The organism is Blautia sp. HA9023, from assembly GCF_056504095.1.
In genome coordinates this window covers 23,364-41,967 of the sequence record NZ_JBWLUR010000003.1, presented here as the reverse complement: position 1 = coordinate 41,967, position 18,604 = coordinate 23,364, and the positions used below count along the sequence as shown (strand labels likewise).

General features: G+C 44.7%; 14 protein-coding genes. 1 reads left to right on the top strand and 13 read right to left on the bottom strand.

Annotated features, from left to right (window positions below; translation table 11 throughout):
• Positions 1-62: 62 nt before the first annotated feature.
• The 4 genes from AC04Q6_RS02285 to AC04Q6_RS02270 are packed head-to-tail and all read right to left on the bottom strand — an operon-like array spanning position 63 to position 5,530.
• A complete protein-coding gene (locus AC04Q6_RS02285; RefSeq protein ID WP_021977289.1) occupies positions 63-1,325 on the bottom strand; it encodes an ABC transporter permease in 1,263 nt (420 codons plus the stop codon).
• Positions 1,326-1,342: 17 nt separating this feature from the next.
• Positions 1,343-3,409, bottom strand: coding sequence for a hypothetical protein (locus AC04Q6_RS02280; protein WP_118071392.1), 2,067 nt, complete (start codon positions 3,407-3,409; stop codon positions 1,343-1,345).
• A 4-nt stretch (positions 3,410-3,413) separates the two neighbouring features.
• Positions 3,414-4,085, bottom strand: a complete 672-nt coding sequence (locus AC04Q6_RS02275; protein ID WP_118063498.1) for an ABC transporter ATP-binding protein — start codon at positions 4,083-4,085, stop codon at positions 3,414-3,416.
• Positions 4,082-5,530, bottom strand: a complete 1,449-nt coding sequence (locus AC04Q6_RS02270; RefSeq protein WP_021977286.1) for an efflux RND transporter periplasmic adaptor subunit — start codon at positions 5,528-5,530, stop codon at positions 4,082-4,084. Before AC04Q6_RS02270 ends, AC04Q6_RS02275 begins: the two co-directional genes overlap by 4 nt.
• Positions 5,531-5,748: 218 nt before the next feature.
• Here AC04Q6_RS02270 and AC04Q6_RS02265 point away from each other — a divergent pair, with 218 nt between their 5' ends.
• The gene (locus AC04Q6_RS02265) at positions 5,749-6,999 is read left to right on the top strand and encodes a hypothetical protein (RefSeq protein WP_021977285.1); all 1,251 of its coding nucleotides are present in this window, start codon (positions 5,749-5,751) and stop codon (positions 6,997-6,999) included.
• Between the two features lie 114 nt (positions 7,000-7,113).
• On the opposite strand, the gene AC04Q6_RS02260 is transcribed toward AC04Q6_RS02265, so the two are convergent.
• From AC04Q6_RS02260 to recJ, 9 genes are all read right to left on the bottom strand, one after another.
• Entirely contained in the window at positions 7,114-7,869 is a 756-nt protein-coding gene (locus AC04Q6_RS02260) for a TSUP family transporter (protein ID WP_021977284.1), read from the bottom strand.
• A 5-nt stretch (positions 7,870-7,874) separates the two neighbouring features.
• Positions 7,875-9,677 carry an aspartate--tRNA ligase gene (gene aspS / locus AC04Q6_RS02255; RefSeq protein ID WP_021977283.1) on the bottom strand — a complete coding sequence of 601 codons (1,803 nt, stop codon included), beginning with the start codon at positions 9,675-9,677 and terminating at the stop codon, positions 7,875-7,877.
• A 75-nt stretch (positions 9,678-9,752) separates the two neighbouring features.
• Complete coding sequence (gene hisS, locus AC04Q6_RS02250; RefSeq protein WP_021977282.1) at positions 9,753-11,006, bottom strand: histidine--tRNA ligase; 1,254 nt, start codon at positions 11,004-11,006, stop codon at positions 9,753-9,755.
• Positions 10,939-11,574 (bottom strand): HD-GYP domain-containing protein, encoded by a 636-nt coding sequence (locus AC04Q6_RS02245; RefSeq protein ID WP_255820951.1) that lies wholly within the window; start codon positions 11,572-11,574, stop codon positions 10,939-10,941. Before AC04Q6_RS02245 ends, hisS begins: the two co-directional genes overlap by 68 nt.
• A gap of 21 nt (positions 11,575-11,595) precedes the next feature.
• Entirely contained in the window at positions 11,596-13,149 is a 1,554-nt protein-coding gene (hemZ, locus tag AC04Q6_RS02240; protein ID WP_118071393.1) for a coproporphyrinogen dehydrogenase HemZ, read from the bottom strand.
• On the bottom strand, positions 13,097-13,726 hold the full coding sequence (locus AC04Q6_RS02235) for an MBL fold metallo-hydrolase (protein WP_021977280.1): 630 nt from the start codon (positions 13,724-13,726) through the stop codon (positions 13,097-13,099). The genes hemZ and AC04Q6_RS02235 overlap by 53 nt, the downstream gene beginning before the upstream one ends.
• Before the next feature lie 22 nt (positions 13,727-13,748).
• Complete coding sequence (locus AC04Q6_RS02230) at positions 13,749-16,079, bottom strand: RelA/SpoT family protein (RefSeq protein WP_021977279.1); 2,331 nt, start codon at positions 16,077-16,079, stop codon at positions 13,749-13,751.
• Positions 16,080-16,156: 77 nt separating this feature from the next.
• Complete coding sequence (locus tag AC04Q6_RS02225) at positions 16,157-16,681, bottom strand: adenine phosphoribosyltransferase (RefSeq protein ID WP_021977278.1); 525 nt, start codon at positions 16,679-16,681, stop codon at positions 16,157-16,159.
• 147 nt (positions 16,682-16,828) lie between these two features.
• Entirely contained in the window at positions 16,829-18,547 is a 1,719-nt protein-coding gene (gene recJ, locus AC04Q6_RS02220; protein WP_118071394.1) for a single-stranded-DNA-specific exonuclease RecJ, read from the bottom strand.
• Between the last annotated feature and the right edge of the window lie 57 nt (positions 18,548-18,604).

The following is an 18,604-nucleotide window of genomic DNA, read 5'->3' as shown; positions in this document are numbered from 1 at the left end:
CAGATCTGACTTTTGGAAGCCGGTACATTGCTGTAAAAATGTATGCGTTTTTTTATTTGTATTTACTCACTTCGAAGTGCATCGATAGGATTCAGGTTGGCTGCTTTCACAGATGGAAGAAGTCCGAAGATCAGGCCGATCAGCATGGAAAATACTACAGAACCAATAATGGCTGGTATGCTGATGGCCGTTGGTGCCCCGGACACCTGCGCCACTACTTTTGACAGGATGATACCAAGTACCACTCCTATGATTCCTCCGATACTGGTCAGCACCGAAGCCTCCGTCAGAAACTGCCCGAGAATAATATTTTTTCTTGCTCCAATGGCCTTTTTCAGACCAATCTCACTGGTACGCTCTGTGACAGATACCAGCATGATATTCATAACACCGATACCACCGACAAGAAGGGAGATACTTGCGATCCAGATCAGCTGCTGATTTGTGCTTTCACTGAGTTTCTGCAGATTTTTGACCTTCTCCATGATATCTTCTGCTTTATATTTGAAATTGGATTTATTCTTCTCATTCTGGATTCCTGTATTCAGGACATCTTCTGCCGCTTTTCCCACTGAACTCATATTATCTGTACTGTCCGCACGGACTGTCACATTCTGAGGCTGATCAAACTTAAATGCCACAGGCCAGGTTGTATCCGGGATCATCACACTTCCCATAATAGTCTGAGAATATTCCTCATACTCGGACAATGTATTGATCTTAGGCATATTATCCTCGCTCTGAGTGATCACGCCTACGATGATATAAGGTTCTGCTCCGATCTCGATGGTCTTTCCTACCGGATTTTCACTTCCAAAAATATTCTGCGCAGCATTGGAGTCCACCAGTGCAACCTTTCGATAGCTGTCATAATCCTTCTGCACAAAACCACGTCCGGACTGGACCAAATATCCCATCGTTTTCAGATAACTGTTATCAATACCATATACTGTTCCGCCCTGAAAACTTGTATTTTTATAATAAACACTTGCGGACTGACTGCTGTAGTAAAATGTAGAACTGATCACATGGTCCAGATCTCCAATGGCTGTTTTCTGCGAATCGGAAATGACGGGCGGTGTGGCAGAACTTCCATAGGAGCCATAGTCCATGTCATAAGTGCTGTCTCCGTCATAGAGCAGCACCTGCACAGTATTGTTTCCGGAACCGATCAGGTCTTCCTTTATCTGTTCACTGGTGCCCTTAATCGTAGATACAATTGCAATAATAGATGCAATACCAATAATAATACCAAGCATGGTCAGAAAGGATCTCATCTTATGTGACCATATTCCCTGAAATGCCAGGCGTATATTTTCAAGCATGAAATTTCTCCTTCCTGTTATTCATTATACATATCATCCAATGTTACTTCTTTTGTCTTGGCACCTTCCTGTACCGTATTTCCGTAAGGAAACGCAAGAAGATCATCCGACTTCAGACCTGAAGTTACAATGGCATAGTATCCGCTGTTTACGATACTGCCCACAGTAACCTGCTGTTTTTTCAGAGTTCCTTTTACATCTTTATAAACATAACTGGTTCCATTTTCTGTGCGGATAAAGGCCTTCATCACAACCAGGCTGCCTTTGGACAGTTTATTTGATTTCAGAGATATTGTCACATAATCCTGATCTGTAAACTGAAGCGACTGATCAGTGATCTCTGCATTAAAGGTATAGTAAGATACATTGGGATTGGAATCTCCTCCATAATAAAAATTATTGGAAGAATCCACCGGATAGTCTGAAACATTTAATACCTTTGCCTCAAAACTGCCGGAATCATAACTGGTACACTGGAGAAGAGTCCCCTCTTTCATCTGATCCCGCATCAGCTCACTGACTGTTCCGGTAACATAGAAACCATCTTTGCTCTTTACCTTCAAAAAAGCATCTCCATTATAGGAACCGGTTGCTTCATCTCCAATATAGGCAACGGTTCCATCCAGCTTGCTTGTCACAAGTTTATTTTTTACTTTATTTTCCAGTTTGGTGATATTCAGATTACTCTCTTCAATATCCAGTTTCAGGCTTGAAACCTTATTTTTCTGGATCTTGATGGCATCTTCTCTGGTCATGGTCGTACTGTCCGTACTGTCATCTCCGTCACCACTGTCATCCGGAATTTCATCGTCATCACCAGTATCATCGTACTTCATTGCATCATCCAAAGTAAATTCTGTCTCTGCATACATATAAACAGGATTTTCCAGAAGACTTCCATCGATCAGATAATATCCTGTACAGGAAAGTTTTCTGTCTTCAAAATCCGCAATGGTATCATTCTCATGAAATTCCAGCTGAAACCAGCTGCCACCTTTCTGAACTACTTTTGTTCCGTCTTCACTGTATCCTGCCATCCGGTTAAAAAATGAACCCATGACAGTAACCTTGCCTTTTGCACTGCTCACCAGAAAAACATACGGATCATCTTCTGTTCCGGTTCCTGTAAATGGCTGAGATGTATAATCCAGTTTCTGATAAAACTGCGGTTCTCCATCTGTGATTCCCGGAATTTCTTCTTCTGTTGCATTCGGATCAGGAAGTTCATTCGGCCCCAGTGTCGGTGTCGGCGTAGGTGATACGGAAGGTGTACTGTCATCTCCTGCATTCAGATCCGGCGTTTCACCATCTGTAATATCATCTACCGCAGGATCCTGATAAGACGGATCCATGATAAGACCATCATCAGAAGAATCCTCATCTTCATCCAGCTGCTCACCGTCTGAAGTTTCCCCTGCTGCTGCCTCTTCCCCAGCAATGACATCTGCTTCCTGAGACTCTTCTGATGCGGAAGCTGTATCTGTAAACGCACTGAGAAGCAACGGCTGAGATGCCGACGCAAGATAACTTCCATCTACTGCAGTTCCCAGAGAACCGGTTGTGGACTGCATCTCATCATCACCGCTTCCATCAGAAGGAATATCCGTGCTTGTCATATTACTGTCACCGGTATTTCCATCTGTAGAATTCAGCTCTGTATCATCTGTGCTGTCCGTACTGTCCTCAATAGGTCCTCCGTTCTGAAGACTTGTCAGACGGTTCTGGGCTTTTGTAAGATCCTGTTCCTGTTTCTGCAGTTTCAGCTTTGCAATATTCAGTTCCATCTCTACAAGCGTCATATCAAAGGAGATCAGATTGTCTCCTTTTTTTACATCATCACCCTGAGAAACGTAAATCTTCTCAATGATCATATCTTTATCCATATTTACATTCTGCGCAACATTTGTGGTGATGGTTCCATCCAGCGTTGTTTCCGAATACCAGTCTGTCATAAGGTTGCTGACACTTGTTACCGGTACTTCTGTCACCTTGGATTCTTTTACATGCATAAGACCTGTATAAATACCAGCTGATGCCAGTGCTGCGATCAATACACCGACAATTATTCTCTTCACCACTTTCATGTTATCACCTCTTTTCCTGCAGCTCACCATCACGGATCATAACAACTCTCTTGGCGTGTGCCGCAATTTCCGGATCATGCGTGATCATCAGTACAGATACTCCCTCATCATTCAGCTTCTGAAAAAGTTCCATGACCTGTGCTCCGGATTTTGTATCCAATGCTCCCGTAGGTTCGTCTGCAAGCAAAAGTTTGGGATTGTTTACAATCGCCCTTGCAATGGCAACTCGCTGCATCTGACCACCGGAAAGCTGATTCGGCTTAAAATTAACCCTGTCAGCAAGTCCTACACGCTCCAGCGCTTTCAAAGCACGTTCCCTGCGTTCTTTCTTTGGGACTTTTGCATAATTCAGAGGCAGCTCAACATTTGTCAGCGCACTCTGTCTTGGAAGCAAGTGAAAACTCTGGAACACAAAGCCTATGGTTTTCAAACGAAGATCTGACATTTCATTCTCCGTGCACTTTGCAATATCCTCTCCATTCAGGAGAAAAGTTCCTTTCGTAGGTTTATCCAGACAGCCGATAATATTCATCAGTGTGGTTTTTCCAGAACCGGATGGTCCCATGATTGCTACATATTCACCCTCTTCCATCGAAAAATTCACATCTTTCAATACTGGAACTGTCATTTTCCCCTGCTGGTAATCTTTATATATTCCCTTTAAATCCAAAATCATTCCGTCGGTGCTCCTTCCATTGGAACGAGGTCATCTTCCGGAGAAAGCCCTTCCGTTGTGCTCATATCTCCATCCAGACCGCTGTCTTCGACCATATCAGGTTCTGATCCATCGCTTTCCATATCGCTGTAATCTTCATCAGAAACATCCTGGGAATCTTCATCAGAAGTATCCCACATAGCCGCAGTTGTCTGATCAGCGGTTCCCTCTACAACAGACATTCCCTCTTTAAGTTCCTCTGTCGGGAATGCGATCCTGTCTTTCTCTGTAAGCCCGTCCGCAATCTCGTATTCCGCTAGATTTTCATCATACTGTCCAAGTACAACATCTCTCTTTTCCAGTTTGTTCCCACTGCCTGCAACCCATACATAAGGGCTATCTGTATCCGCATCCACAATAAAGTAATCATTCAGCCAGATACCTGCTTTATTATCATCCTGTCCCTCATCCGGTTCAATATAAACATGCTGTCCAAGCATCAGACCATCCGAAGAATCCAGATTCACATAAAACGGATATGTACTGGAGGAAGTCTGATCATCACCAGTACTGGACATTCCAAACATTGCAGCATCTGAGCTGCTGTTAGTAGCCGAATTATCCATATCAACGGACCCCATTGTCCCTTTCCAGGTTTTTGATGCGTCTACCCTGGAGCGGATGATCACTGGCGTTCCCTCTATGATCGAATCCCGGTTTACTTCATTTACCGTTCCCTTTACACGGTAAGCCCCTGTACTCAGGATCGTAATAAATGCATTGCTGGAACTATCTCCAGAGCCTGAGTCCGATGAATCCGCAGTTCCTTCCGTCAAAGTATCATCTACCCCATCAGAACTGTCGCCCCCCATCTTGGAAGTATCGATCTTCTGGACTACACCATCAATTTCACTTCGCACCTCAGTATTCTGCGTTGCCTGGGAAAGCTTTTCGATTTCTGCCTGTTTACTCTTCTGATCATACTCATTCTTCTTGAGATTCATTTTCTGAGTTTCGATCTCTATTGTATAAGAAAGCTGGTTATCAGCTGTAGCTTTCTTTTTCTCAGCTTCCAGAGTCGTAATCTGATCCGAAATGCTTAAAGCTTCGTTTTTCAGCCGGTCCAGTGCCAGCTGTGCTTCCTGCAGACTCTGCTGGATACTTCCCAGATCATACTGAAAAAGGAGCTGACCCTTTTTCACTTCTTCACCGGTCTTTACCTGTACTTCTTTTACTTTTCGCCCGCTCTCGATCTTTACCTGCACAGTTTCCTGCGGTTCCACCACGCCTGCATAACGATTCTCCACACCGGAATCCATTTCTGAAAGCTTGCTTATCTTCGTTACATATACGGTATCACTGCCGCTTACAGTCCCCATATGATGACTGTAGTAATACCAGCCACCTGCTCCAATACCGGCTGCCAGTATAATAATTCCCAGGGCAATTAAAATACGTTTTTTCATATATTTCCTCTTTTCTCAGCATTATGCCGAAACTACAAGTTGCTTCAAACATCATAGCAGATTAAAGAGAAAAAGAAAAGTCTTTGAGGAAAACGATGCAAATTTCACAAATTTTTCACCATTTTTTTATAAAAATAGTATAGTTTTATGCGATTTTTGACTTTTGAGGCGATATCTGATAAAATAAGATGTAAATTTTTTTGAAAGGAAAGAACGATATGAAGACAGTGAAATATCTGCTGGCTTTCTTCTTTGTTTTTCTGGCAGTCTCCATAACCGGCTGTTCCCACCTGGCAAAAACATCTGCGGAGAAAGCGATCAAAAAGGATCTGGATCTTCTTAAAAATCTGGATTCCGAAACGACCATGAAATACATATCGTATCAGGAACTGTTTCCAGATTCTGATGATAATACGGAACTTTCTGATGATATAAAAGAAGTCTTTTCCCTCTTCTTCCAGAATTTTGATTACAAAATACTGGATATATCCATTGACCAGGATCAGGAAACTGCTTCTGCACACCTGCGGCTTACCACTCTGGATTCCCAGGCGCTTGCGAAAGATTTCATTACCCAGAGCCTTAAAGATGAAATCTTAAAAGCCGCTTCCAGTGAAAAAAGCACAGATAATGATGGGAATTCTCTGGAGCAGCGTTATCTGCATCTCCACAAACTCCTAAAAAAAGGTTCCTATAAAACCATAGACCGAAATGCTTCCATTCAGCTGATCAATCATGGTTCCTCTTCCGAACCGGACTGGGATATCACACACAGTTCTTCTCTGGAAAATGACCTGGTTGGAGGTCTGATCACCTATTTATCCGATCCGGATCTTGTCCCAGCTGATGAAACCCTGGCAATTTATCTGAAAACCCTGCAGGAAATGGATGTTCAGCAGATGTCCAATTACCTTGGTCTGGACTCCATCCTGAACACTTCAGACCCAGCAAAAAATGCCATTGCATCCGCACTTATGGAACAGTTTCACTCCTGTTTTAACTATAAAATAACAGACAGTTCCATCTCGGGCTATCTTGCTCAGGTCAGTGCACAGCTGACTACTTTTGACAGTGATTCGATTCTCTCTCAATATGAAAAAGAACTAAATACCTATCTTGGTTCCGCTGATGCAGTGATTGACGGCTCTCAGAAAAGATATGACAAATCTCACGAACTTCTTCTTGACAGTATCAAGAACAACGAATCAACCATAACTGCCAACGCTGTTTTTCACCTGATAAATGACGGCGCTTCCTGGAAACTCGAAGATGCCGGAACCGAACTTGGCAATGCTATTTTTGGAACACTTACCGCATCTCCTGTCCCTGAAGATATGACAGAGGATATTTCTGACGATCAGGGCACCGGAAACGAAGAGGTCTCTGATGAAGACAATAATTCCGGTGACAATGAAACGGAAACAGAAGAAGTCGATGATAATGTCGATGATTCCGACAGTGACGAATAAAATTAATCCGGCAGATGTTCGCAACTATACAGGGGACTTCGCTGATCCAGTAAAAAACTCCCATTTGAATTTCCTGGTCATACAGACTGAAACGGAAAACAAATGAGAGTTTTTTTATACTCCGGATATGATTTTTATAAAAAGCAGTGCAAGTACTATAAGAATAATAGGCCGGATGATCCGGCTTCCGTTTTTCATAACCATGCCTGCCCCTGTATAATGTCCTGCAATAGAAAATACAGATGCTGCAATTCCAAGCATGATCACGATCTTTCCGCTGAGCAGAAATACCACAAGAGCCGCTACATTGGAAGAAAGGTTGGTAACCTTCATGGTACCGGACGCTTTTGCCACACTCATTTTTCCAAGTCCTGTATACAGAAGCAGGAGAAAGGTTCCTGTCCCGGGGCCATAAAAACCATCATAGCAGCCCACAGCAAGAGAACACAGGGCACAGATCAGAATCTGTTTCTTTCTGGCGATCTCTCCGCCTTTTTCATCCATATTCTTCTTACGCAATACATAAAAAGCAACTACCGGAAGTACCGGGATCAGCATATAACGCAAGATTTTATCACTGGCAACAAGTGCTACATGTGCTCCCATTGTTGATCCCAGAAGCGCCATCGGGATACACGGGAGTACCAGAATCCAGTCTACAAATTTATTCTTACACAGACGTACCGTAGAGATCAGAGTTCCCGTTGCTGATGACAGTTTGTTAGTAGCAACGGCATTATGTATGGGAACTCCGGCCAAAAGATAAGCAGGCAGGGAGATCAAGCCTCCCCCGCCTGCTACAGCATCTACAAATCCGGCAAGAAATACAAGTGGACAAACGATCAGAAATGTATAGATTGTCGGCTGCATGATTTTTATTCTTCCTCTTCTTCCTTCGCAGGCTCAAGATCAAGTCCCAGCTCGTGAAGCTGTGCCTCACTTACCTGACTTGGTGACTGAGTCATCAGACAGGAAGCATCCTTAACCTTCGGGAATGCGATAACATCACGGATGGTATCTGCTTTTGCCATAAGCATAACAAGTCTGTCAAGACCGTATGCCAGTCCTGCGTGAGGCGGAACTCCGTATTTGAAGGCATCCAGAAGGAAGCCGAACTGCTCATGTGCAGCTTCTTTTGTGAAGCCAAGTGCCTCAAACATTCTCTCCTGAATATCATCCTGATGGATACGTACACTACCGCCACCGATCTCATTTCCGTTAAGAACGATGTCGTATGCTTTTGCACGGACCTTTCCCGGATCTGTGTCAAGAAGCGGCAGATCCTCTTCCATAAGCATAGTGAACGGATGGTGCATCGCTGTGAAACGGTTCTCCTCCTCGCTCCACTCAAGAAGCGGGAACTCTGTTACCCATACAAAACGGTACTCGTTCTTGTCAAGAAGATCCATCTGTTTTGCAAGCTCAAGACGAAGGGCACCAAGTACATCGTATACCAGTTTTGTCTTGTCTGCTGCGAAAAGGAGCAGGTCTCCCGGCTTACCGTCCATGGCTTTTACAAGGGCATCCATTTCCTCATCCTTCATAAATTTGGCAAAGGACGATTTTCTGGTTCCGTCCTCTGCGATGGCAATGTATGCAAGGCCTTTTGCACCGTAGCCTTTTACGAACTCAACAAGTTTGTCGATCTTCTTTCTCGGCATTGCGCCCTGGCCTTCTGCGTTGATACCACGAACGCTTCCGCCATTCTCAAGAGCACCTGTGAATACACCGAAACCGCAGTCTTTTACGATATCGCTGACATCATGAAGCTCCATGCCGAAACGCATATCCGGCTTATCAGAACCGAAACGGTCCATAGCTTCCTGCCAGGTAATTCTCTGGATCGGAAGTTTTACATCGATGTCCAGAACTTCTTTGAACAGGAATGCAAGATATCTCTCATTAACATCGATAACATCGTCTACGTCTACGAAAGAAAGCTCCATATCGATCTGTGTGAACTCCGGCTGACGGTCAGCACGAAGGTCCTCATCACGGAAACATCTTGCGATCTGGATATAACGGTCAAATCCGGAGCACATCAGAAGCTGTTTGTACAGCTGCGGAGACTGTGGAAGTCCGTAGAAGCTTCCCGGATGAACACGGGATGGTACCAGGTAGTCTCTGGCTCCCTCAGGAGTACTCTTTCCAAGCATCGGTGTCTCGATCTCAAGAAATCCCTCGTTTGTGAAGAACTGTCTTGTAAGCTGAGCAACCTTGCTCTTCATCATGATGTTTCTCTGAAGATCCGGTCTTCTTAAGTCAAGATAACGGTATTTCAGACGGATCTCATCTTTTGTCTTGCTATTCTCCTCGATCGGGAATGGCGGTACATCTGCCTCAGCAAGAACACGGAGGGATTTTACGCGAAGCTCGATCTCGCCTGTTGCAAGATTCTCGTTTACAGCTCCTCCACGTTTTTCTACAGTACCGGTTACGGCAATGACAAACTCGCTACGGAGCTTGCCAGCTTTTGTAAAGCCTTCCTCGTCAATGCTGCCATTCTCAAAAATCAGCTGCATGATTCCGGAACGATCACGAAGGTCTACAAATACAAGACCTCCTTTATTTCTGGCTTTTGCCACCCATCCCATTAATGTTACTTCTTTTCCGACCATCTCTGTGGTCACTTCTGCACATCGGCAGGTTCTGTGCAGTCCCTGCATGCTTTCAGCCATCTCTTTATCCTCCTCAGACTACTCTGATCGCAGTCTTTTTATTTTACTCTGATATCTTTGTTCATCAACAGATATTTAGTCTCTGTTGAAAAATTCTACAAACTCTGTATAACCATCTGCTGCCAGCTGGTCTTTCTGGAACTTTTTGTTCTTCTTCATAATAGAGATATTGATCTGTGTACCGGCACTTCTCTCCTCTGTTGCCTGTTTCAGGATGTTCAGAAGTTTGTCTGCAGGCATATTCTTCTCGATCAGGTATGCTTTCTTGCCATTCTTGGTCGGGATCTCATAACCTCTCTCAAGAAGCAGCATAACGATTCTCTCAAATCCGATGGAGAAACCGCAGGCACAGGTATTATTTCCTGTGAACTTGCCGATCATCTCATCGTAACGTCCGCCACCGCCGACGCTTCCACCGAACTCGTCCATGGAGATCTCGAAGATCGGGCCTGTGTAATAGGACATTCCACGTACCAGTGTCGGGTCAAAGGACATCTTGAAATCTGCAGTTTTTACAGATTCTACCGTATTGATAATGGTCTCAAGGTCCTCGGCGATACCTGCCTCCAGAACATCGGAAAGTTTCTCTTTAATATAACGGACACCCTCAACATCGTTGGTGATCTCACGGAAAAGTCCCAGATAAGTGTCAATGCTCTCTTTTGCAAATCCCTCTTTCTCAAGCTCCTCAGCAACACCCTCAATGCCGATCTTATCCATCTTGTCAAGGATGATAAATACAGTGTCAAAGCTCTCTGCCGGGAATCCGCTGTACTGAGCCATTGCCTTCAGGATTCTTCTGTCATTGATACGGATGGTAAAGTTGTGGAAATCCAGTTTTCCGAGAAGTGTTGTTGTTGCAAGTACAAGCTCAATTTCAGCCAGGTAAGTCGGCTCACCCAGGATATCGATATCGCACTGCATAAACTGACGGAAACGACCTCTCTGCGGACGGTCAGCTCTCCATACATTTCCCATCTGAAGTGCCTTAAACGGAGCCGGAAGCTCATTGGCATTGTTGGAATAATATCTGGAAAGCGGTACAGTCAGGTCATAGCGGAGACCGGAATCTGTCAGATCGTTCTCTGTTTTTGCAGTATCCAGTTTCAGTTTTTCACCTCTCTTCATGATCTTGAAGATCAGTTTTTCATTTTCACCGCCCTGCTTGCTGCAGAGATTCTCAATATGTTCTACACAGGGAGTCTCGATCGCGGAAAAACCAAAGGTTCCGTACGTCTCTCTGATCATATTCATCACATAGTTACGGATTGCCATTTCCTTCGGTAAAATGTCCTTCATTCCTGTAACCGGTTTCTTTTTTAATGCCATAGTTTCCTCCTTTATGAATCACCCTCTGAAATGCAAGAAACACCTGCATGTCAAAGTTTTTAATCTCATCGATCATCAGTCTTAAAACTTCATCTTTTTCCAGAGCTTTCCGATATGGTCTGTCCATACTCAAAGCCGCATATACATCACATACTCTCAGTATCCTTGCACCCATAGGAATATCCTTTCCGCTTCTGTTGCTGGGATATCCGCTGCCGTCAAAATTCTCATGATGGTAAAGAATACTTTCCAGAACATAATCGGAATATCCCTGGTCCTTCAGGATCTCATAACCTAATGTGGAATGCATACGGACATACTTCAGTTCTTCAATGACCATCGGATTCTGTTCCTGTCCGTTGATATATCCTTCCAGCTTCAGCTTGCCGATATCATGAAGCATTCCGGCAATGGCCAGCTGATAACATTCTTCCTTACCAAGGCCAAGCTCCTTTGCCACATCATAAGCAAGATTGCTGACAACAACTCCATGTTTCAGTTCTGCGGAAAGATCCATTTCCAGAATCCGGTCCTGCGTAGTCTCATTTATCTTCTGTACGCTTTTCAAGGATCTGTCTCTCCTTTCCGTCTACAGCCATTTTTCAATGCCTGTGCGTTTTCTCTCGATCATCTCATCAATACGTGCGATATAATTGGTAACATCCTTTACGTTCTCCACACGCTCAATCCGCTGTCCGTGATCAAACACCAGCTTGGAGGAACCACCAGCACCCAGTGCGATGATCGGCTGCTTTTCCTCCATAATCAGTATATTGTAAATCCCTGCTTTGTCAACCTCAGAATAACCTACATTCTCGAAATTTCCCTTCATATTCTTCTGTCTATACAGATAATAAGGGCCCATTCCCATCTCATAGGCAGTTTTCATGGTCAGGTTCATGATCTCCTGATTATTTTCGAAAGTCATCTCCTGGTATTTGTCGCGGAAGATATTCAGTCTTGCCGCACGCTTCACAGCAAGAGAATGTACAGTCAGGCTATCCGGCCCGAGAGCTTTTACCTCGTCCAGTGTATGCTGCACTTTCGTGATATCCTCACCTGGAAGGCCCACGATCAGATCCATGTTAATGTTGTCAAACCCGGCTTCTCTTGCCAGATGAAATGCATTTTTTGTCTGCTCTACCGTGTGACGTCTGCCGATAATATCCAGGGTTTCCTGATTCATGGTCTGTGGATTTACGGAAATTCTGGTAACCGGAAATTCCCGGATCGCCTGAAGTTTTTCCAGAGTGATACTATCCGGTCTTCCTGCCTCAACTGTAAATTCCTCCAGTTCCTCACAGGGAAAATATTCCGTGATCGCGCCAAGAAGTCTCCGAAGCTGATCCGGTTCCAGAGTGGTAGGTGTTCCACCGCCAATATAAACCGTATCCAGTTTCCGATTTTTCATCATCTGGGAAACAGCCTGGATTTCTTTGACCAGTGCATCCAGATAATCTTCTACATATTTACGCCATTTTTCCAGTGGATAGGAACTGAAAGAACAGTACAGACAGATACTTGGACAGAAAGGAATTCCCACATAAAGGCTGTAACCGTTCTCATAATCGATATTTTTCAGGATATCCCGCTCACGGTTGGCAATGGTAACTGCAAGGGCTGTTTTTTCCGGGCTTACCAGATACTGTTCTCTCATATATCTGGCGATCTCTGTATTCTTCATTCCGGATTCCAGCATACCCATCGCCATTTTTACAGGACGGATACCCGTAAGATTTCCCCATGGAAGTGTCTTTCCTGTAGCTTTGGAAAGCATCTGATAAAGGGCATATTTGATAGCGTCTTTATTTTTTCTGCGGGTATCATGGGCATCATCGCAAGAAATAAGGGCATCCGAAGCTTCTCCACTGGATTGCCCTTCCATCACAGCCCCGTGAGCTGTCTTTTTCTCTATTCCGTTATCGTAACTGATGGTATAACCTTCTTCATCACGGGAAACCCGGAAGCGGATATCATAATCCGCATCATCCTCCTCATAAAGAGAAGTGATCTCATTTCCGGGATAAAACGCTTTGATCAGCTCATACACATCATGTTCAAAATCTCTGTTCTGAAACAAAATGCCAATCTTATACAAATGGATTATACCTCTTTTCGTAACCAATGGTTGTGGATGTGTCATGTCCCGGAAATACCTCTGTATCTTCCGGCAATGCGTCCACAAGCTTATGAAGACTCCTTACGATCTCCGCAGAACTTCCGCCCGGAAAATCGGTTCTTCCAACAGAGCCACAGAACAATGTATCTCCGCTGAAAAGTACGCCCTCATCCTCAATATAGTAGCAGCAGCTTCCCTTGGTGTGTCCCGGTGTATGGAACATCTGGATGGAAAATCCGGCTGCTTCAAAAATCTGACCGTCATCCAGAAGAACATCCGGCTTAATGGAACAGGATCTTCCATAAACAGCAGTCATATTTACTGTGGGCTCAGCCAGCATTGCTTCTTCCTGTCTGCAGGCATAAACCGGGATCTGATATTTTTCCTTCACTTCCTTCACAGCCATGATATGATCAAAATGGCCATGGGTCAGAAGGATTCCCACCGGTTTTCCCTGCATAAGAGCTACTTTCTGAAAAACCTTCTCCGCATAGTCTCCCGGATCTACGATCAGCAGCTCTCCGGTCTTCTTATTCTTCAGAAAATAGCAATTGGTAAACACCTGCCCCAGCACGCACTGCTGCATTTCAAGCTTACTCATAAAATTTCCTCCGTTTATCGGGTCAGCCCGTTGTTCTTTCTACGTCAAGAACACTTTCAACCTGACGGATCTTCTCGATCAGGGAATTCAGTTCCTGTTTACTGCATACATTAAAGGACATGGAGATCGTCGCACGTTCCTGCTTGTTGGTACGGCTGTTGATGGAACGAAGATCGATCTTCCGCTCTGTAAAGATCTTGGAAATATCTACCAGAAGTCCGGTACGGTTGTTTGCGTAAACCTGGATCTCTGCTTCGTATTTCTCAGAATCTGCCTTATCCGGCATCTGCCACTCTGCCTCAATGAGACGTTTCCTGTCGATCTCCGGCATATTGAGGACATTCACACAATCCGTACGATGAATGGTGATTCCTCGTCCTCTTGTAACAAAGCCCACGATCTCATCTCCGGGAATTGGACTGCAACATTTGGAAAAGCGGACTGCCACATCGTGGATACCTTTTACCACAATGCCGCTCTTGCTCTTGGCAATGTGCAGCTTCTCCTGTGACTCGGAAGCAGCTTCCAGAACCTGCTCATCTGTAAGATTCTTCTTGTGCTCCCGCTCATAGGCTTCTACCAGTTTATTGAACACCTGGCCTTCCTTCAGGCCGCCATGTCCGATAGCTGCCAGTACGGAATCCCAGTCACGGAAACCGTATTTATGCATTACGGATTCCATATACTGCGGCTTGGTGTACAGGCCTGGTTTAAATCCTTTGGTCTTGGCATACTGGTTCAGCATGTCTTTACCTTTCAGGATATTATCTTCTTTCAGTTCTTTCTTAAACCACTGGTTGATCTTGTTCTTAGCCTGTGTACTCTTTACAATCTTCAGCCAGTCACGGCTTGGGCCTTGAGAATTCTGGGATGTGATGATCTCAATACGGTCGCCGTTTTTGATCTTGTACTCAATAGGAACCAGTTTACCATTGACTCTGGCGCCTACCATCTTATTTCCTACTGCACTGTGCACGCTGTATGCAAAGTCAATCGGTGTGGAACCATTGGGAAGAGTCTTAACATCACCCTGGGGAGTGAAACAGTAAACACTGTCTGCAAAAAGATCCAGGTCGTTTTTCAGAAGGCTCATGAACTCCCGGTTATCGGACATGTCTCGCTGCCACTCCAGGATCTGGCGCAGCCAGTTCAGCTTCTCCTCCTCGCTCTTGCCAGGTTTCTTGCCATCGGAAGTTTCCTTATATTTCCAGTGGGCTGCAATACCATATTCTGCGGTTTTATGCATTTCGAATGTACGGATCTGGATCTCGAAAGGCTGTCCGTTGGGGCCAATCAGTGTTGTATGCAGAGACTGATACATATTGGCTTTCGGCATTGCGATATAATCTTTAAATCTGCCCGGGATCGGCTTGTACATCTCATGGATAACACCAAGTGCTGCATAACAGTCTTTTACGGTGTCCACAATGATACGCACGGCAAACAGATCATAGATCTGATCAATGGTCTTGTCCTGGTTAACCATTTTCTTATAAATACTGAAGAAATGTTTCACACGGCCATCCACCTGCGCCTTGATGTTGGCATCTTCCATGTGCTGCTTTACCTGCTTCACAATAGAATTGACAAACGCTTCACGGGCACTTTTACGAAGGGCTACTTTTTCTACAAGGTCATAATAAACATCTGGTTTCAGATATTTAAGTGAAAGATCATCCAGCTCTACCTTGATCTTGGAAATACCAAGACGCATGGCAATGGGAGCATAAATATCCATGGTCTCTCTTGCCTTCTCCTGCTGTTTCTCCGGTCTCATATACTGCAAGGTACGCATATTATGAAGACGGTCTGCAAGTTTGATCAGAATAACGCGGATATCTTTGGCCATTGCAAGGAACATCTTCCTTAAGTTCTCAGCCTGGACCTCTACCTTATCCTTGGAATAGGACAGCTGTCCCAGCTTGGTAACACCATCTACCAGAAGTGCTACCTCAGAACCGAATTCCTTTTCCACTTCTTCATAAGTCATCCAGGTATCTTCTACTGCATCATGAAGAAGACCTGCCACAATGGTCTCCTTATCCAGCTCAAGATCCGCAAGGATGATCGCTACACAGAGAGGATGAATGATATAGGGCTCACCGGATTTACGTTTCTGATCCTTGTGTGCCTCACTAGCCACTTTATAGGCCTTTTCGATCATGGAGATATCTGTAGACGGATGATATTTCTTCACGCTTTTTATCAGCTCCTGATAAAGAACCTCAGGGCTTGTAAAATCATGCATGGATTTTACCGCCGCATCTGCCTTCCGGACAGATTCCATTTTTTCTTTTTCTTCTTCCTTCTGTATTTCAATGTTCTGTTTTTCCGTATTTTTTGTCTCTGCCATTAAATCCCACCTGCCTGTGCACAATTTCATACTGCCGTATGACTACAACAGTTCACATCCCCTTCCACCGACAAAAATTACTTTCCGTCGTAACAGATCACAGATGCTACATCATAGCCTTTCAGACGCTCACGTCCTTTCAGGCCTGCAAGCTCCATGAGGAAAACAACTTTCACAACGATGCCGCCAAGCTCTTCCACAAGCTTAATAGCTGCTTCCACGCTTCCGCCTGTAGCGATCAGGTCATCTACGATTACAACCTTCTGTCCTGGCTTGATAGAATCCTTATGCATCTCGATCGTTGCACTTCCATATTCCAGATCGTAAGTTCTGGAAATGGTCTCACATGGGAGCTTTCCTGCTTTACGTACCAGAACGAATGGTTTATGGAGATTGTATGCGATCGGCATACCAAAGATAAATCCTCTGGATTCAAGGCCTGTGATCACATCGAAATCCACACCTTTCAGACAGTCCTGCATGGAATCGATCGCAAGCTGTAATCCATCCGCATCCTGGATGACACTGGTGACGTCACGGAAAATAATCCCTGGCTCTGGAAAGTCCGGGATACTTCTTACATATTCTTCTATTTTTTTCATAATAACCTCCAATGGTTTAATTTGTCAATCAGATGATAGATAGTATAGCACTTTTTCTGTAGGGAATCAATGTGCAACCCGACAGAACTCGCAGAATTCCGACAGGCTTTGGATTGCATATTGCCCAGTGTACAGCCGAATCTCCTTTTATTCCGTAAGATAATTTCGGATCACAATCTGCAAAGTCTCTCTTCCCTGGTATCTGTTGATCTCCGGATAATAGGTTACCGCAATAGAGCTGCTGTTTTTTACCTGATTTACAAATTCATCTGCTTCTCCAAAATAGACCGCTTCCATCACACAGCCGGTGCTGTCTGAGAGCTGAAGTTTGGCCACATTCCTATTTTTACCAAGAACACGGCTGCTTAAAACATGAAGTCCTTTCTGGGCAAAGATCGGCTTGGTATTTCCTTTTCCAAAAGGCTCCAGCAGCGATATCTCTTCCACAAGTTCCTTATTAATATAAGAAACCGGCATTGGCACATCAATAACAATCTTTGGCATCAGATCTTTTTCTGTCAGCGTACAGTTTTCGTTTAACCGTCTGCGGAATTCTTCCACATTTTCTTCTTTGATAGAAAGTCCGGCAGCCATGGGGTGTCCTCCATACTGCTCCATCAGATCCCCACATTTTACCAGTTCCTCAAACATGGAATAGCTTTCTATGGAACGGCCGCTGCCCTTTACCATTGTTTCCCCTTTTGTCAGAACAAAGACCGGTTTATTGTACTTTTCCCGGATACGTCCTGCGATAATTCCGGCAAGGCTTTCGTGACAGTCCGGTAAATAGATCACAAGAACACGGTCCTGTCCGATTTCTGTCTCTTCCACAATACGGATCGCTTCTTCTTTTCCTTCTTCGGTAAGAGCTTTTCTGCTCTGATTCAACGCGGTCAGATCACCGGCAAGTTTTGCCGCTTCCTCTTCCGTCTCCGCACAGAGAAGTTTCAAAGAGCGTGCAGCGGTATCCAGTCTTCCGCTGGCATTGATACATGGCCCCAGCACAAATCCCACATGATAAGCAGTGATCGGCCCATCTTCCAGACCGTTGGCACGGATCAGTTCACTGAGACCTTTGTTGGAAGTGTGAGAAAGTCTTCTCAGCCCTTCTTTTACGAGGATACGGTTTTCCCCCTGAAGATCCATGACATCTCCTACTGTGGCAATGGCCCCCAGTTCCAGAAAGTCCTCCAGCTCTTTTGAGGGAATACCGCAGGCTTCATAGAGAGCTGTCACAAGTTTCAGGGCAACCACTGCCCCGCAGAGTCTTTTTTCCGGATAATTACAGTCCGGCTGTTTGGGATTTACAATGGCATCGGCTGGCGGAAGGATCAGCTCTCTGCCGGCTTCTGTTTCTTTATAGGGAATCTCATGATGATCGGTTATGATCACTGTTATTCCTTTTTCCTTTGCCATCGCAATCTCATTGTACGCCGCAATTCCGTTATCACAGGTAACAATTACGTCAATCCCATCGTTCACTGCTCTTTCGATCAGGTGCTCGTGGATCCCATATCCGTCAGCCACCCTGTCCGGAATATATGTATCTGCCAGTGCACCTACTCGCTTCAGTCCTTTAATGAGGATGAACGTGGACACTACACCATCAATATCATAATCTCCGATAATACGGATACGCTTTTTTTCTTTTATTTTATTTCGCAGGATTTCCACTGCTTTATCCACATCTTTCATTAAATGTGGGGAAGCCAGTTCTTCTACGGTTCCGTAAAGGTATCTGCGGATCTCCTCTCTGTCCTGTACATCCCGGTTCCGGATCAGTCTGGCGATCACCGGATCAATTCCAAACTCTTTCCCAATTGCCGTAAAATCTGCCCGTTTTGCGGCAACAACCCATCGTTCCATGTTGTTTCCTCCTCGATGCTTTGTCGCTTTCTTCCTTCAAAGCGACACAATAATAAT

What these genes read in the sequence shown, in the direction of transcription:
- AC04Q6_RS02285 (WP_021977289.1), bottom strand. Translation starts at nt 1,325, where the DNA reads ATGCTTGAAAATATACGCCTGGCATTTCAGGGAATATGGTCACATAAG.
- AC04Q6_RS02280 (WP_118071392.1), bottom strand. Translation starts at nt 3,409, where the DNA reads ATGAAAGTGGTGAAGAGAATAATTGTCGGTGTATTGATCGCAGCACTG.
- AC04Q6_RS02275 (WP_118063498.1), bottom strand. Translation starts at nt 4,085, where the DNA reads ATGATTTTGGATTTAAAGGGAATATATAAAGATTACCAGCAGGGGAAA.
- AC04Q6_RS02270 (WP_021977286.1), bottom strand. Translation starts at nt 5,530, where the DNA reads ATGAAAAAACGTATTTTAATTGCCCTGGGAATTATTATACTGGCAGCC.
- AC04Q6_RS02265 (WP_021977285.1), top strand. Translation starts at nt 5,749, where the DNA reads ATGAAGACAGTGAAATATCTGCTGGCTTTCTTCTTTGTTTTTCTGGCA.
- AC04Q6_RS02260 (WP_021977284.1), bottom strand. Translation starts at nt 7,869, where the DNA reads ATGCAGCCGACAATCTATACATTTCTGATCGTTTGTCCACTTGTATTT.
- aspS (WP_021977283.1), bottom strand. Translation starts at nt 9,677, where the DNA reads ATGGCTGAAAGCATGCAGGGACTGCACAGAACCTGCCGATGTGCAGAA.
- hisS (WP_021977282.1), bottom strand. Translation starts at nt 11,006, where the DNA reads ATGGCATTAAAAAAGAAACCGGTTACAGGAATGAAGGACATTTTACCG.
- hemZ (WP_118071393.1), bottom strand. Translation starts at nt 13,149, where the DNA reads ATGACACATCCACAACCATTGGTTACGAAAAGAGGTATAATCCATTTG.
- AC04Q6_RS02235 (WP_021977280.1), bottom strand. Translation starts at nt 13,726, where the DNA reads ATGAGTAAGCTTGAAATGCAGCAGTGCGTGCTGGGGCAGGTGTTTACC.
- AC04Q6_RS02230 (WP_021977279.1), bottom strand. Translation starts at nt 16,079, where the DNA reads ATGGCAGAGACAAAAAATACGGAAAAACAGAACATTGAAATACAGAAG.
- AC04Q6_RS02225 (WP_021977278.1), bottom strand. Translation starts at nt 16,681, where the DNA reads ATGAAAAAAATAGAAGAATATGTAAGAAGTATCCCGGACTTTCCAGAG.
- recJ (WP_118071394.1), bottom strand. Translation starts at nt 18,547, where the DNA reads ATGGAACGATGGGTTGTTGCCGCAAAACGGGCAGATTTTACGGCAATT.